General features: G+C 67.4%; 10 protein-coding genes and 2 pseudogenes. 2 read left to right on the top strand and 10 right to left on the bottom strand.

The window, feature by feature from the left end; translation table 11 throughout:
• A pseudogene (locus RZ84_RS30510) lies at positions 1–579 on the top strand (IS5 family transposase); the annotation flags it as partial.
• A 299-nt stretch (positions 580–878) separates the two neighbouring features.
• Here RZ84_RS30510 and RZ84_RS30505 read toward each other — a convergent pair.
• From RZ84_RS30505 to RZ84_RS30490, 4 genes are all read right to left on the bottom strand, one after another.
• Positions 879–1748 (bottom strand): Vgb family protein, encoded by an 870-nt coding sequence (locus tag RZ84_RS30505; RefSeq protein WP_241777933.1) that lies wholly within the window; start codon positions 1746–1748, stop codon positions 879–881.
• 35 nt (positions 1749–1783) lie between these two features.
• Positions 1784–2440, bottom strand: a complete 657-nt coding sequence (locus tag RZ84_RS30500; RefSeq protein WP_043267540.1) for a CatB-related O-acetyltransferase — start codon at positions 2438–2440, stop codon at positions 1784–1786.
• A gap of 101 nt (positions 2441–2541) precedes the next feature.
• Positions 2542–2940, bottom strand: a complete 399-nt coding sequence (locus RZ84_RS30495) for a VOC family protein (RefSeq protein ID WP_043267538.1) — start codon at positions 2938–2940, stop codon at positions 2542–2544.
• A 222-nt stretch (positions 2941–3162) separates the two neighbouring features.
• A complete protein-coding gene (locus RZ84_RS30490) occupies positions 3163–4692 on the bottom strand; it encodes an FAD-dependent monooxygenase (RefSeq protein WP_043267536.1) in 1530 nt (509 codons plus the stop codon).
• A gap of 137 nt (positions 4693–4829) precedes the next feature.
• Between RZ84_RS30490 and RZ84_RS30485 the strand changes: the two genes are divergently transcribed.
• Complete coding sequence (locus RZ84_RS30485) at positions 4830–5420, top strand: TetR/AcrR family transcriptional regulator (RefSeq protein ID WP_043267534.1); 591 nt, start codon at positions 4830–4832, stop codon at positions 5418–5420.
• A gap of 17 nt (positions 5421–5437) precedes the next feature.
• On the opposite strand, the gene RZ84_RS39970 is transcribed toward RZ84_RS30485, so the two are convergent.
• The 6 genes and pseudogenes from RZ84_RS39970 to RZ84_RS30455 all read right to left on the bottom strand — a co-directional run bounded on the left by RZ84_RS39970 (position 5438) and on the right by RZ84_RS30455 (position 13210).
• On the bottom strand, positions 5438–5635 hold the full coding sequence (locus tag RZ84_RS39970) for a hypothetical protein (RefSeq protein WP_043267532.1): 198 nt from the start codon (positions 5633–5635) through the stop codon (positions 5438–5440).
• A gap of 29 nt (positions 5636–5664) precedes the next feature.
• Positions 5665–6365 (bottom strand): annotated as a pseudogene (locus tag RZ84_RS37290) (IS5 family transposase); the annotation flags it as partial.
• Between the two features lie 195 nt (positions 6366–6560).
• Positions 6561–7022 (bottom strand): SUKH-3 domain-containing protein, encoded by a 462-nt coding sequence (locus tag RZ84_RS30470; protein WP_043267531.1) that lies wholly within the window; start codon positions 7020–7022, stop codon positions 6561–6563.
• On the bottom strand, positions 7019–10849 hold the full coding sequence (locus tag RZ84_RS30465) for a DUF6531 domain-containing protein (RefSeq protein ID WP_052230257.1): 3831 nt from the start codon (positions 10847–10849) through the stop codon (positions 7019–7021). The genes RZ84_RS30470 and RZ84_RS30465 overlap by 4 nt, the downstream gene beginning before the upstream one ends.
• On the bottom strand, positions 10846–11577 hold the full coding sequence (locus RZ84_RS30460; RefSeq protein ID WP_043267529.1) for a WXG100-like domain-containing protein: 732 nt from the start codon (positions 11575–11577) through the stop codon (positions 10846–10848). The genes RZ84_RS30465 and RZ84_RS30460 overlap by 4 nt, the downstream gene beginning before the upstream one ends.
• 430 nt (positions 11578–12007) lie before the next feature.
• The gene (locus tag RZ84_RS30455; protein WP_052230256.1) at positions 12008–13210 is read right to left on the bottom strand and encodes a transposase; all 1203 of its coding nucleotides are present in this window, start codon (positions 13208–13210) and stop codon (positions 12008–12010) included.
• Between the last annotated feature and the right edge of the window lie 139 nt (positions 13211–13349).

Here is a 13349-nt window from a genome sequence, read left to right as displayed (position 1 = left end):
CGTCTGGGCGAAGCTACACCGGCTGATCCTTGATGAGCTGGGCTCGCGCGGTGATCTGGACTGGTCGCGCTGCGCGATCGACTCGGTGAACATGCGAGCCCTCAAAGGGGGGAACTGACAGGTCCGAATCCTGTCGACCGGGGCAAGAAAGGCTCAAAGATCCACTTGATCACCGAGCGGACCGGTGTACCCCTGTCCATCGGCGTCTCCGGCGCCAACCTCCACGACAGCCAGGCCCTCACGCCCCTCGTGCGCGGAATCCCACCCATCCGCTCCCGCCGCGGCCCGCGCAGACGACGCCCCGCCAAGCCGCACGCGGACAAGGGCTATGACTACGACGACCTGCGTCGATGGCTCCGCAAACGCGGTATCCGACACCGAATCGCCCGCAAGGGCATCGAGTCCTCCACCCGACTGGGCCGGCACCGCTGGACCATCGAGCGCACCATGTCATGGCTCGCCGGCTGCCGCCGCCTCCACCTCCGCCACGAACGCAAAGCCGAGCACTTCCTGGCCTTCACCGCCATCGCCTGCAGCCTGATCTGCTACCGCAGACTCACCAAACGAGACGACGTCTAAGGTTTCTCCTCGCCGGCCTGCGCGGGCCCGTCGGTCACCGCTGATGTCCCGTCGGTCGTTGTGCGCACCGTCGTGGGGCGATGTGCTCGGTCTCCAGAGCCTCGCCGCCGACCAGTTTTCCGGCTGCGGCGAGGCTGCCGATCCAGCCTTCGCATTCCTTGCGGTATGCGGCCCGGTCGGGCTGGATCCGACGGCGTGCCTCGTCCGTCTCGAAGATCGCGAGTGCGTATTTCTTGAAGGTTCCTCTCCAGCCGCCTTACGAGCAGCTGCTGCTGATGGGGTGTAAGGGGACGGTCTGGTCACGTGGTGGTGTCCGCTGGGGTGATGCGGGCGAGTGTGCCGATCTCCAGTGCGGTCCACAGGGCGCCGTCGGGACCGGGGGTGATGCCGTGTGGTTCGGAGTGGGGGGTGGGCAGGTCGTGGACGGTGAGAGAGCCGTCGGGGGTGATCGTGCCGACGCGGTTGCCTGCCCATTCGGTGAACCATGCAGTGCCGTCACTGTCGATGGTGACGGCGTGCGGTCGGGCGGTGCGGTCGGGCAACGGGAACTCGGTGATCTGCCCGTCGGGAGTGATCCGTCCGATCTGCCCGGCAGCGATCTCGACGAACCACAGCGCTCCGTCACGGCCTGCGGCGATCCCGACCGGCGCTGACTCATCTGTCGGCAGAGGATGGAGGGTGACCGCACCGTCCATGCCGATCCGCCCGATGGCGTTGGCCTGGTTGAGGGTGAACCACATCCCGCCGTCGTCACCGGCGGTGATCGCTGAGGGGAATGCTCCCGTGACGGGGAGCGGGAACTCGGTGATGTGGCCGTCGACGGTGATGCGGCCGATACGGTCGGCGGCGGTCTCGGTGAACCACAGCGCACCATCTGCTCCCGCCGCGATGCCGAACGGCCCGCAGCCGGGTGTGGGCAGGCCGTATTCGTCGATGATGCCGTCGGTGGTGATGCGCCCGATCCGGCCCGCCCGGTATTGGGTGAACCACAGCGCGCGGTCGGGGCCGGGCGTGATGATGGTCGGCCCGCAGTCGGGGGCGAGTTGGTGGCTCGTCGGCTTCTCGCCGGGGACGAGGCGGCCGATCCGGCCGTTGTGGACGAGGGTGAACCACAGCGCGCCGTCCGGTCCCGTGGTGAGGGCATAGGGTCCGGCCGTGCTGTCGGCCACCACGTGCTCTTCGATGGATACCTGGGGCGAATGACTCAAAGGGGCTTGTCCAATCCGTGCTCGGTGGCGATGCGTTCGATGTCGGCCGGGGTTCCGGCCATGATGGTGCGGGCGTGTTCGGTGACGAGGTCGGCGGGCCAGTCCCACCACGCGGCGCGCTGCAGCCGCTCGATGTCGGCGTCGTCGAAGCGCTGCCGGATCGGTCTGGCCGGATTGCCGCCGACGATCGTGTAGGGCGGGACGTCGGCGGTGACCATGGCGCCGGCCGCGATGATGGCGCCGTCGCCGATCCGTACGCCGGGCATGACGGTTGCCCGGTAGCCGAACCACACGTCGTTGCCGATCACCGTGTCGCCGCGGCTGGGCATGGTGGTGACGATGTCCAGGGTCTGCTCGGCCCACCGGCCGCCGAACATGGTGAACGGGTACGTGGAGGCCCCCATCGTCGGATGTTCGGCACCGGCCATCAGGAAGGTGGTTCCCGTGGCGATCGCGCAGTACTTGCCGATGATGAGGCGCTCCGGTCCGTAGGCGTAGAGGACGTTGCGGTGCTCGAAGTCCGTGGCGCCGTCCGGGTCGTCGTAGTAGGTGTACTCGCCCACTGCGATGTTCGGTGAGGTGACCAGCGGGTTGAGGAACACCACGCGGTTGTGGGCGGGCAGCGGGTGAACGGTGGTCGGGTCAGGTGACAAGGCCGGGGTCCTTTGCGGGGTTGCGGGATGCTGATGTCGCACACGGTCCGGGACGGGCGTTGCCGGGGCATGGCCCGGATGTGGCTTGACGCGGTGGGCTGTCAGGCGTTCTCGGGGCCGGACGGGGTGACCCACTCGACGAACTGGACGATCACACCGTTGGGGTCGGTGACCTGGAAGAGGCGCTCGCCCCAGGGCTCCTCGCGCAGCGGCATGGTGATCCCGACGCCCTCGGCGCGCAGCCGCTTCTCCTCGATCTCGATGCCGGTGGTGGTGAAGGCGAGGATCAGGCCACAGGCGTGCTGATCACGTTGGTCGGCCGGCAGCACTTCGGTGCCACGTGCGAGCAGGACGATGTCCATCGCCGCGTCGTCACGCGAAAGGGAGGCGAACCCCTCGGCAGCAGCCTGCTCGACGTAGCCGAGATGGGTGGTGAAGAACCGCTGGGACGCGGCGACATCGTCGACGGTGAGCGAGACGGTGGACGCGGTGATCTGCAAGACGGATCTCCTCATGGATTCTTTGTGGAGCCGGTCGCCGCTGGTAGGCGAGGCGGGGCGGTCGGATTGTCGGGAGCAGGCGGTATCACGGCTTGCTCCCCTTCTTTCTGAAGGGGTGTCAGTGGGGCGGAGGTGCGGCACTGGCGGTGGATGCCGCGGCCATGCGCACGGCCGGGTGTCGTCCTGTCCGCACCCTCGGGTACTTGTGATCGGCTGTCACTCTCAGGGAGTGCCGAACCAACCACTGAGCGCTTCTCGCAGTGCGGGGCCGGCGCTGTCGGCTGGTTCGTCTATGGTCGCGGCCCAGGCGATGTGGGCGTCCGGGCGGATCAGGAGGGCATCGGCCGGCCGATCGTCGCATTGGGCGGTGTGGACCTCGACGCGCTGTCGCCAGCTTTGGGCCCTCTCGCGGAGCTCTGGGCGGTCGGCGAGGTCTAGAAGGAGGGGGCGTGCGGTGTGCATGAGTTCGGCGACGGTGGTGGTGCCCCGGTCGGTGTGCAGCGTGAGGTCGGCTGCGAAGGTGCCCGCCAACGCGTGAGGGTTGGCGCCGGGCATCGCATAGCGGGTGTCGGACCCGGCGACGAGCGCTCCCATGCGGCGCAACGGCTGCTCGTCGACGAGCAGTTCCTGGAGGACCTGGCGAAGCGCTTCGGCGGCCGGATCGTGCCCGCGCCGCAGGGCAACCTGCGCTTGGGTGTGCAACATGGTGCGGGCGCCGGCGAGTTGGCGTTCGTCGTGGTAGGTGTCCAGTAGACCAGCCGGTGCCCAGCCGTGGACGTCGGCGGCCAGTTTCCAGGCCAGGTTGACCGCGTCGAGCATGCCGGCGTTGAGTGCCACACCAGTGGCGGGGAACAGATGGGCCGCATCGCCGGCCAGCAGGATCCGCCCGTCGCGGTAGCGCTCGGCCTGCCGGGCCTTGAAGGTGAACCGCGACAGTCGAAGCGGTTCCCCCAAGGGCAGGTCCGCGCCGAGCACGCGGCGGACGCTGCCCTGGAGTTCGGCCACGGTCATCGGTGTGTCGTCGTCGTACTCGGTGGTCTCGTCTTCGATCGTGTAGAGGGAGACGACCTTGGAGGTCGGCGTTGCTCCGACTCCGAGGAGGCCGCGGTCGGTCCGGGTGAAGCCAGCAGGGATCACGCCGAAGCCGGGGACGTCGAGATCGCCGTTGCCGAGCACGGCCACCGTGTCGGGCAGGGTGATCTGGGCCAGTCGGTTGACTTCCGGGTAGGTGGTGCCGGGGAACGGAATGCCGGCCCGGTCGCGGACCCGGCTGCGCGCGCCGTCGCACCCCACCAGATAGTGGCTGGTCACCCGGTACGGCCCATCCGGGCCGCGCACGTCCACGATCACCGCGCCATCGTCCTGGCTCACCCCGGCCACTTCGTGTCCGCGGTCGATGTCGACGCCGAGTTCGCCGGCGCGCTCTTCGAGCAGTCGCTCAAGCATCGGTTGCGGCAGCGGCAATGCGCGCATCGGCGGATCCGTCAGTCGGGTGAGGTCCAGATGCACACCGCCGAACGGGAACCGAGGAGCCGGGACGGGGTCGGTGCAGGCGGCTTCGAAGCGTTCCAGCAAGCCCCGGTAGTCCAGCAGTTGAAGGATCTGCCCGCCGAGACCTCCGGCCTTGGGGGTATCTCTGCGGGCAGGTTGCCGCTCCAGCACCAGCGGTCGTACACCGGCAAGGCGCAGTTCAGAAGCCAACATCAGGCCCGTCGGGCCCGCACCCACAACGATCACATCAGCGTCCACCACTGGTCACTTCCCCCACAGTCCTTTGGCGGCGATTCAAATTCCAGAACGACACGGCACGGGCCGTGCCGTTTCAAGAGTGTGATCAATGAGGCCGGACTCTGTCAACACGGCACGTACCGTGCCGTTAGAGTGGTGGCATGACCGATCGCCGCGCCGGCCGTGCCGACCATCGCACCGAAACGATCACGAAAGCCGCGCTCGACCTGGCCCTGGAGGTCGGCTACGCCAAGCTCAGCATCGAGGCGGTCGCCACCAGGGCCGGCGTGGGCAAACACACCGTTTACCGCCGCTGGCCTTCCCGAGGTCTGCTCTTCCTGGACGCGGTCCTCACCCTGAGCACCGACGGGCTGAGCCATCCCAACACCGGCGACGTCGTCGCCGACCTGCGCGAGACGATGACCAAGGCCGTCGACCTGCTGGGGCAACCGCCTTGGGGCCCGCTGTACCGCGCCCTCATCGGTGAAGCGCAACACGATCCGGCAGTCGCCACCGCGCTCCACCAACGATTCATCGAGCCGCAGACCGCCGACACGCTGGCACGCCTCAAGATCGCCAAGGAACAGGGGGAGCTCGCTGCCGACTTCGACCTCGACCTGGCCTTCGACGTCCTGTCCGGCCCCCTCTACTACCGACTCCTGATCACCCAGCAGCCGATCACGCACGAGTACATCGACCGTGTCCTACGAGCAGTCTTCGCCGGGATGAGCCCCAGAGCGCCAAAGGGGTAGAGGGTATCCACCAGCGCCTACCCGTCGCGATCGTCGCGTGCGGCCTCTTCCTCGACGAACCGTTCAGCCTCCCAAGACGGGGATTGTTCGATTCGGATGTAGTTCAGGCCCGTCGCCTCGGCAAGGCTCGGCTGGGCGCGCAGGGCACGTGCAAGCTTGCCGGCCCAGAGCTCTTCGTTGACGAAGGGCCGGTTGCGGTAGTCCTGCTGAAGCATCTGGAGGCGGTTAAGACGTCGTCTCGTTTGGTGAGTCTGCGGTAGCAGATCAGGCTGCAGGCGATGGCGGTGAAGGCCAGGAAGTGCTCGGCTTTGCGTTCGTGGCGGAGGTGGAGGCGGCGGCAGCCGGCGAGCCATGACATGGTGCGCTCGATGGTCCAGCGGTGCCGGCCCAGTCGGGTGGAGGACTCGATGCCCTTGCGGGCGATTCGGTGTCGGATACCGCGTTTGCGGAGCCATCGACGCAGGTCGTCGTAGTCATAGCCCTTGTCCGCGTGCAGCTTGGCGGGGCGTCGTCTGCGCGGGCCGCGGCGGGAGCGAATGGGTGGGATTCCGCGTACGAGGGGCTTGAGGGCCTGGCTGTCGTGGAGGTTGGCGCCGGAGATACCGATGGACACGGGTACACCGGTCCGCTCGGTGATCAAGTGGATCTTTGAGCCTTTCTTGCCCCGGTCGACAGGATTCGGACCTGTCAGTTCCCCCCTTTGAAGGCTCGCATGTTCACCGAGTCGATCGCGCAGCGCGACCAGTCCAGATCACCGCGCGAGCCCAGCTCATCAAGGATCAGCCGGTGTAGCTTCGCCCACACGCGGGCAGCGGACCACTCGGTGAAGCGCCGGTGCGCGGTCGGCCCCGACGGCCCGAAGACCGGCGGCAACTGCCGCCACGTGCAACCCGTTGTGGCCACAAAGATGATCGCCGCGAGTACCTCGCGGTCACCGTATCGGCGCCATAACGGCCGGTTTGGCCCCTCGACGGAAGCCGCAAACGCGGGCTGGTCGTGCCGCACCCCGGTCATCTGCGTGAGTGTGTCAGGCCCTGCTTGCCTGAGTTCCAATGAGGAGCGTCCGGTGATCCAGTGGCCTCCTCACGCGGCGTCCGTCCCCAACGGCCCCCATGAGATCCGTTGGGGACGGCTCCAGTTTCAGAAGAACGTCTTGTCCCAGTCGTCTGCGACAAGGGCCCGGACCGCGTTGTCGAAACCGTTGGCGACCCGCTGGATTCCCGCGTCACCGGCAAGGTAGACGTCGCCGTTGTCGGCCAGCAGAACGGCCTCCTGCGTATCGGTGGCCGTTCCGACAAGCAGGACGGGACGGCCGATGCGCTTGCCGAAGATGCTCACACTCCTGGGTAGTGAGTGCGCCGAGTCCATCGTCTCCTCCACCGAAGTGGTGAGGAACGTCTCACCGAAGCGGTAGGACCAGGTCACGGTGAACTCGCCGTAGGTTTCCAGGAATTCCCGGACACCAGCGGTGAATTCGAACCCTTCCTCTTCGTATCGTCGACGCGCCTCCGCGATATTCAGCGGGTGGATCTCGAAACGCGCGCTTCCGGCAAGCGAGTTCCGCAGCTCATCGAGTTCCCGACGTTCGGTGTTCCCGCTCATCCGGTGAGCACCTCCCCTCCGAACCCAGGCACCCACGTCTGGCAATTGGCACACATCTTGAACTTTTTTCCCTTGGGGTTGACGGTAACCAGGTCGATGTTCTTGGGATCCGCGCCATCCTTGATCGCGTTGGTGAACATCCGCGGTTCGCCGCACACTCCGGGCGGGCGGCCGGTCGGGTGCTGCGATTCGGCAGGCATCGCGTCGGTCACGGCCTTTTCGTGGCCGGTGTCCGGGCCGCTTTCGCCGTAGTAGGTCTTACCTGTTGTGCGGTCTCGTCCCACAGAGTACGCGCCCGGGGCCTGCTCGCCTTCCTTGAGGGTGCCGGCGACATCTTGGATGCGCTGCTTGCCGAGGTCCATCAGCTCCTTCCGGAGATCGGTGCTGTCGTCCGGCATGAGGCCGAGGGGGTCGCACCAGGTGTGCGGGTTGTGGACGTAGGCGTTGGGATTCGGCGCGGGACTGAGACCCAGCGGGTCGGGGGTGGTGTAGCGGGCGGTCTCGGGGTCGTAGTAGCGGTTGAGGTTGTAGTGGAGGCGGGTCTCGGGGTCGAAGTACTGGCCGGGGAAGCGCAGGGGTGTGGTGGTGGTGCTGTCGGCCGCCCAGGTGGAGTTGCCCCAGAGGGTGGGGACGGTGCGCCAGGCGATGGTGTCGGTGGCGGTGTCGATGAGTTCGGTCGGCGTGCCGATGAGATCGGTGACGATCGCGAAGAATCTGCGGTCGATCTGGTCTTGCGGGCTGTCGGCGGTCGCCGGGGTGGTGATGGATTCGGTCTGGGTGAGTGGGTGCCGGCCTCGGTGTTCCCAACTCATGGTGTACGGGCCGGGGAGGGCGGGTGCGTAGGTGGTCTGTTCGGCGAGGTTGGCGCCGTCCCAGGTGAAGTCGGTGCGCTCTTCGGCGGTGGTGCCATCCGCGGCGAGGCGTTCTTTGCTGATGCGACGGCCGAAGGGGTCGTAGGTGTAGCGCCAGTGGCTGCCGTCGGGGGTGGTGACGTGGGTGAGGCGGTCCTCGGCGTCCCAGGTGTAGTGCCAGGTGGCGGGCTTCTTGGAGAGGCGCGTGACCTGGCGGAGCGTGATGCGGCCCGCGGCGTCGTATTCGTAGCGGACGCGGCCGGCAGTGGTGAGCCGGGTGCCGTCGTATGTGCGGTTGCCTACTGCCGCTCGGTGGGAGCCGGAAGCGGGCCAGTCGGCGTCGGTGAGGTTGCCTGCCGGGTCGTAGGCGTAGCTCTCCGTCCAGGTGGCGGCCTGCACGGCCGTGACGCGGCCGGCGGTGTCGACGTCGAAGGTACGGGGGCCGCTGAGCAGGTCCTCGACACCAGTCAGGATGCCGTCGGCGCGATAGGAGTAGTCACGGCGTTGCAGCACCGTCCGTCCGGACCGGAGGATCTGGCCGGTGAGGCGGTGTTCGGTATCCCACGCGCTGGCCAGGGTGACACTGCCACCGAGGGCGCGTTCGATCTCGTGGCCGGCTGCGTCGTAGGCGAAGTCGAGCGTGCCGCCGGGGGTGGTCAGGGAGGTAGGGCGGTCTGTCTGGTCGTAGGTCCAGGTGCTGGTGTGGCCGCTGGGGGTGGTGCGGCTAGTGAGGCGACCGAGGAGGTCGCGGGTGTGGGTGAGGGTGCGTCCGTTGACGGTTTCGGTCAGCAGGTTGCCCAGGGCGTCGAGGCTGCGGAGGACGTCGGCGTCCGGGCTGGTGGCGCGGATCAGGTGCCCGGCGATGTCGTACTGGTAGCTGGTGGTCGTTCCGCCGGCGTGCTTCGTGACCAACTGGCCGAGCACGTCGTAGCTGTACTGGATCTGCTGGCCCAGCGGATCGGTGCGCGAGATGACCTGTCCGGCGGCGTCCAGGCGGTAGTTGACGGTCCGGCCGTCGAAATCGGTCTCCGAGATGAGGCGGCCGGCGGCGTCGTAGGTGTAGGTCCAGCTTTGGCCCATGCCGTTCGTGACGGCGACGAGTTGCATGTGGGCGTCGTAGCGGAAGGTGAGCCGCGTGCCGTCGGGGTCCGTCCGGGCGGCGAGGGTCTCGAAGGGGGTGTAGGCGAAGCTGGTGACCTGGCCGAGCCTGTCGGTATGCGCGAGGAGGTTGCCCTCGTCGTCGTATTCCCACGTCTCGGTGGTTCCGTCTGGGGCGGAGTACGAAGTCAGCCGCCCCTCGATGCTCCACGTCAGCCGGGTGACCTGCCCCAACTGGTCGGTGATGGCGGTGACTCGGCCGAAGGCGTCGCGGACGTAGCGGCTGGTGGCTCCGGCCCGGTCGGTGACCTCGACGGGCAGTCCGGCCGGGTTGCAGCGGATCAGGGTGGTGTGGCCGAAGGGGTCGGTGACAGAGGCCAGGTTGCCGGTCTCGTCGTAGCCGTAGTGGGTGGCGGCGCCGGTCGGGTCGGTGAGCGAGGTACGGCGTCCGGCCGTGTCGTAGGTCTGCCGCCAGGTCACGCCGCCCGGCCTGGTGATGAGCGTGGGCAGGTTGGAATCGCCGAAGTAGGTGGCTGTGGAGTGTTCGCCGTCCGGGCGGATGACGCTGATGAGCCCGCCGGTGTCGTCGTAGGCGAAGCGGGTGGTGTGGCCGAGCGGGTCGGTCTGGGCGAGCAGGGTGTCGTACTCGTCGCGTTCGAAGGTGGTGGTGTTCCCGAGCGGGTCGGTCTCGGCGACGATCTGGGCGCGCTCGTTGACCTCGTAACGGGTGGTGTGGCCGAGTGCGTTGGTCTCGGTGTGGACCTTGATGCCGGTGACCGGATCCGGGTCGCCGTATGCGAAGCGGAACTTGAGCGACCCGTCGGCGCCGCCCTCCTCCACCACCCTGTCGAACTGGTCGTAGGTGTAGAGGTATTGGGTGCCGTTGCGGTCGGTCCAGGAAAGGATCCGGCCCTGGTCGTCGTTGGCGAAGGTCAGGGGCCGGCCGGAGGAGTTGTAGACCGCGGTCAGGTGACCGTCGGTGTAGCCGTACCGCGCCACCAGGGCGTCAGTGCCGTCCCCGCACGCGCCGACCAGGTACAGGGCGGTGATCCGGCCGGCGTCCACGGTGACCAGGAGGCGGTAGCCTCCGGAGTGGGTCATGCTCAGCGGGGTGCCGTCCGCCCCATAGGCGAAATCAACCCGGCGCCCGGCTCGGTCGCGTATTCCGGTCAGCAGCGCTGTCTCGCCGTCCGGCTGCGGCGTGAACTCCCTTACCAGGCCCGTGGCGACATCGGTAAGGATGTAGCAGCCGGTCGGCTCCTCCACCTCCAGGTCCAGGCGGGCGCCGGCCGTCGCCTGGGTGGGCTCGTCGGACGCCGGGTGGGGGTACGCCTGTGCGGTCCGGTCCGCACTGAGGTACACCACGCCCTCGGCGTCGATCTCCAGCCGCTCGTCGAAGGTGCACACCCAGCGCGGGCCCATCCAACGCCCGGCCTGGTAACCGGACTCGAAGGAACGCTTGAACAGCAGCGGCAAGGACCCCGGAAGCGAGAGATCCATCTGCTCGATGAACATCCGGCCCGTCGCCATGTCGACCGGCTCACCGCCGGGACACACGGACTCCGGCGGACGCCCGGCCTCATGCGGGTTCTCCACCTGCTGACGCCCCCGGCCTCCGGAGGATGTGCGGCCGCCGGACCGGCCACCTCCGCTCGTGGGGTGCGGGGCGCGCGGCATGTCTCCCTTGTTGCCCTTGAGGAGCTTGTCGAGTTCGGCGGCGTGTTTGGCGTCGTTCTCGGCGTGGTTGGTGGCGACCTTCTTCAGCCGGTCCCCCGCCCCGTGATACAGGTCCCGAACGGCCTTGCTCGCGTCCTTGGCCAGGGTCTTGCCCAGCTTCTCCGCGCCGTGCTCCAGCGCCTTGACGATCCGGTTGCTCATCCGAAGCTCACCCCCGCGGCCTTCGACTCGAACTCAGCGGCGTGCGACGCCACGGTCTGCGCGTGCCCGCGCAACACCTCCGCGCGCTTGTGCAACTCCTCGGGATGGATGGAGAAACTCGCCCCCGCGCCACCGCCCCCGCGGCCGGAGACGCCGAGCGCGGACTCGGCGGCCTGGAAGACCATGCCGCTCACCGCCTTGCCGACCACCTCCACCAACGGGTCGATCGCCGCCTCGATGACCTGCCCGATGATGTACTGCTCCAACTGCTGCTCAAGGAAGTTCACCAGCTTCTTGCCCGCCGCGATCACCAACGCCTCGGCCGCCTCCGCGATCCCGAGAGTGACCGCCGCGGCAGCCTGATCGGCCACGAACGTGATGGCCAGCACGATCAGTTCGCCGATCGCCTCCACCTTCATCGCCACGATCGTGTCCGCGGCGACATCCAGGGCGGTGGCCACTGTGTGACAGGCGTTGACCAACTCCGTCATATGGCTGTTGGATAGCTGTCCCCACTTGGCCAACAGCGCCTCGTACGACGCCCCTTGATATACCTCGGCCAACTGATGGACCGTCGAGGTCGAGTCCTTGTGGGTCTCTTCCAGCTTCTGCGCGAAGTCCCGCACATGGGACGCGAACTCGCGAACCTTGTCCTCATTGACGTTCGGCCAGTTCACCCCGATGAACTCAAGGAACGACACCACCTCATCCGGCAGCTCAATCGCCATACGGAATCCCCCCAGCCATGCGCATCCCCTCGGTAGAACGTGCCGACTACAGGGCATCAGACATAAGCCAGGAGAGGGATATGAGAGGGCAATGAAATGCCATGGATAGTCCCATCGGCATGCCAGGCGACGAACGCCCGTCGGCTGATAGCGGCGCCGTTGTCGGCCGCGAACGAGAGCGTGGGATGCGCAACTGCTTCGCTTCGCCGCCCTGCCACAAGGCGTTGAGATGGACGTTTTCGGACGGCGGCGATCGCCGTACCGATCGGCGGGTCAACGGCACGCGGCCGATGCGGCGATGCACGCCTCCCAGCCCGGCCTTGTGCACCAAGCGGCGAGGCGCTTGCACCCGACACAGAGGCCGTCGATCTTAGAGATCGTCTCAACTGGCGTGATCGTTAGTGCGTGACGCTGTCGGGGATTTTGGAGATCAGGATTTCCCCGCAGTGCGCCATGCGGTTGGCCGTGGGATGCGCTGCCAGTCCAGGAAGCTCTGGAGCGCGGTGGGCGTTCGGGGCTGGCGCTGTGACGTGGGTGTCGTGAGTTCTGCGTTGACGCGCTCGATGTTGACGGCGATGGCGGTGAGGACGTGCTGGACATGTGTTTTGTACTGGCTTCTGTAGCGGGCTTGCCGCATGTCGTGGCCGTTGACGAATGCGTTGACCGTGCTCTCGATGCCAGCGCGCATCGCGTAGTTTGCCTTCCAGGGGCTGGTCTGCTGCGCGGCCCGGGCAGCAGCTTGCCGTTCGTAGAGCTGCTGCGGCAGGAAGGTCAACGTCCGTCGGTCACTTCGGGTGCAGCTGGACTTGACCGGGCACTGGCCGCAGTCCTCCTTGGAGAACCTGACCTGGACATAGGGAGTGATCGCCGGCGGCGTCGCCCACTGCCGGTTCAGCTTGCCCTGCGGGCATACGACGTGCTGCCGCTCCCAATCGATGGTGAAGGCGTCGCGGTCGAATACGTTGCCCTTGCGTGACTGGCGGGTGCGCTTCTGCCGGACCGGTCCCACGAGAGTGACCCCATGCTTGCGGTCCACGTGGTCCTGCTCCACGACCGAGGTGTAGCCGCCGTCGACCAGGTGCTCGCCGGGCAGAAGGTCACGCTGGGCAAGCCGGTTGTGGATGGTGGGCAGGGCCCTGATGTCGTAGAGCGTGGAGGGGGTGGTGGTCACGTCCGTGATGATGTTCACCGTGTCGTCGTCGCACGTCTCGGTGACGTGCGCCAGGAACCCCTTCCAGCGCATGTCGTTCCGGCGGGAATGACGGGCGGTCAGGTCGTAGGGCGAGACGATCGCGACGGCTGAGGGCGGCAGTCCGGCCTCGTCGTCGCCGGGCTCGCGCCATCGCACGAGCGCTCGCTCGTCGATCCAGTAGTTCTGCAGAAAGATCTGCCGTAGTGCCTGGACCTGCGGCCCTTGCCACAGCGTGCGAAGGTAGGTGCAGACGTAGCGCAGCAAGAGGTGGACGTCGTCGCCGGTGTTCTTGATGCGGGTCTTCGGCCGGGTCGGGTTCTTGCCGAGCCGGGCGGCCCGTCCGTAGCGGGTGCCCCATTCTTCCGTGACCAGCCCGACCAGTTCCTGTGGTGCCTGACGTGCGATTTCCTCCAGGGCAGCACGCATGGCGTCGGTGACCATTTCAAGGCGCGTCAGGTCCCGGACGGCGCTCAGGATGTGCGTGGAGTCGGTCCGCTGCCGGCCTCGCTCCGTGACCAGTCCGGCGGCCTTGATCCGCTCTAGGGCCTGTCTTCAGTCGTGATCAATGGGCGTTCAGGAG

Source organism: Streptomyces sp. CT34 (assembly GCF_000805335.1).
Taxonomy (GTDB): Bacteria; Actinomycetota; Actinomycetes; order Streptomycetales; family Streptomycetaceae; genus Streptomyces.
The sequence above is the reverse complement of the archived record's forward strand: the minus strand, read 5'-3'. Positions and strand labels throughout refer to the sequence as shown.

Bases quoted from the DNA above. Each gene is read 5' to 3' on its own strand.
- RZ84_RS30455 (WP_052230256.1), bottom strand. From the start codon at position 13,210: ATGGTCACCGACGCCATGCGTGCTGCCCTGGAGGAAATCGCACGTCAG.
- RZ84_RS30485 (WP_043267534.1), top strand. From the start codon at position 4,830: ATGACCGATCGCCGCGCCGGCCGTGCCGACCATCGCACCGAAACGATC.
- RZ84_RS39970 (WP_043267532.1), bottom strand. From the start codon at position 5,635: ATGCTTCAGCAGGACTACCGCAACCGGCCCTTCGTCAACGAAGAGCTC.
- RZ84_RS30465 (WP_052230257.1), bottom strand. From the start codon at position 10,849: ATGAGCAACCGGATCGTCAAGGCGCTGGAGCACGGCGCGGAGAAGCTG.
- RZ84_RS30460 (WP_043267529.1), bottom strand. From the start codon at position 11,577: ATGGCGATTGAGCTGCCGGATGAGGTGGTGTCGTTCCTTGAGTTCATC.
- RZ84_RS30470 (WP_043267531.1), bottom strand. From the start codon at position 7,022: ATGAGCGGGAACACCGAACGTCGGGAACTCGATGAGCTGCGGAACTCG.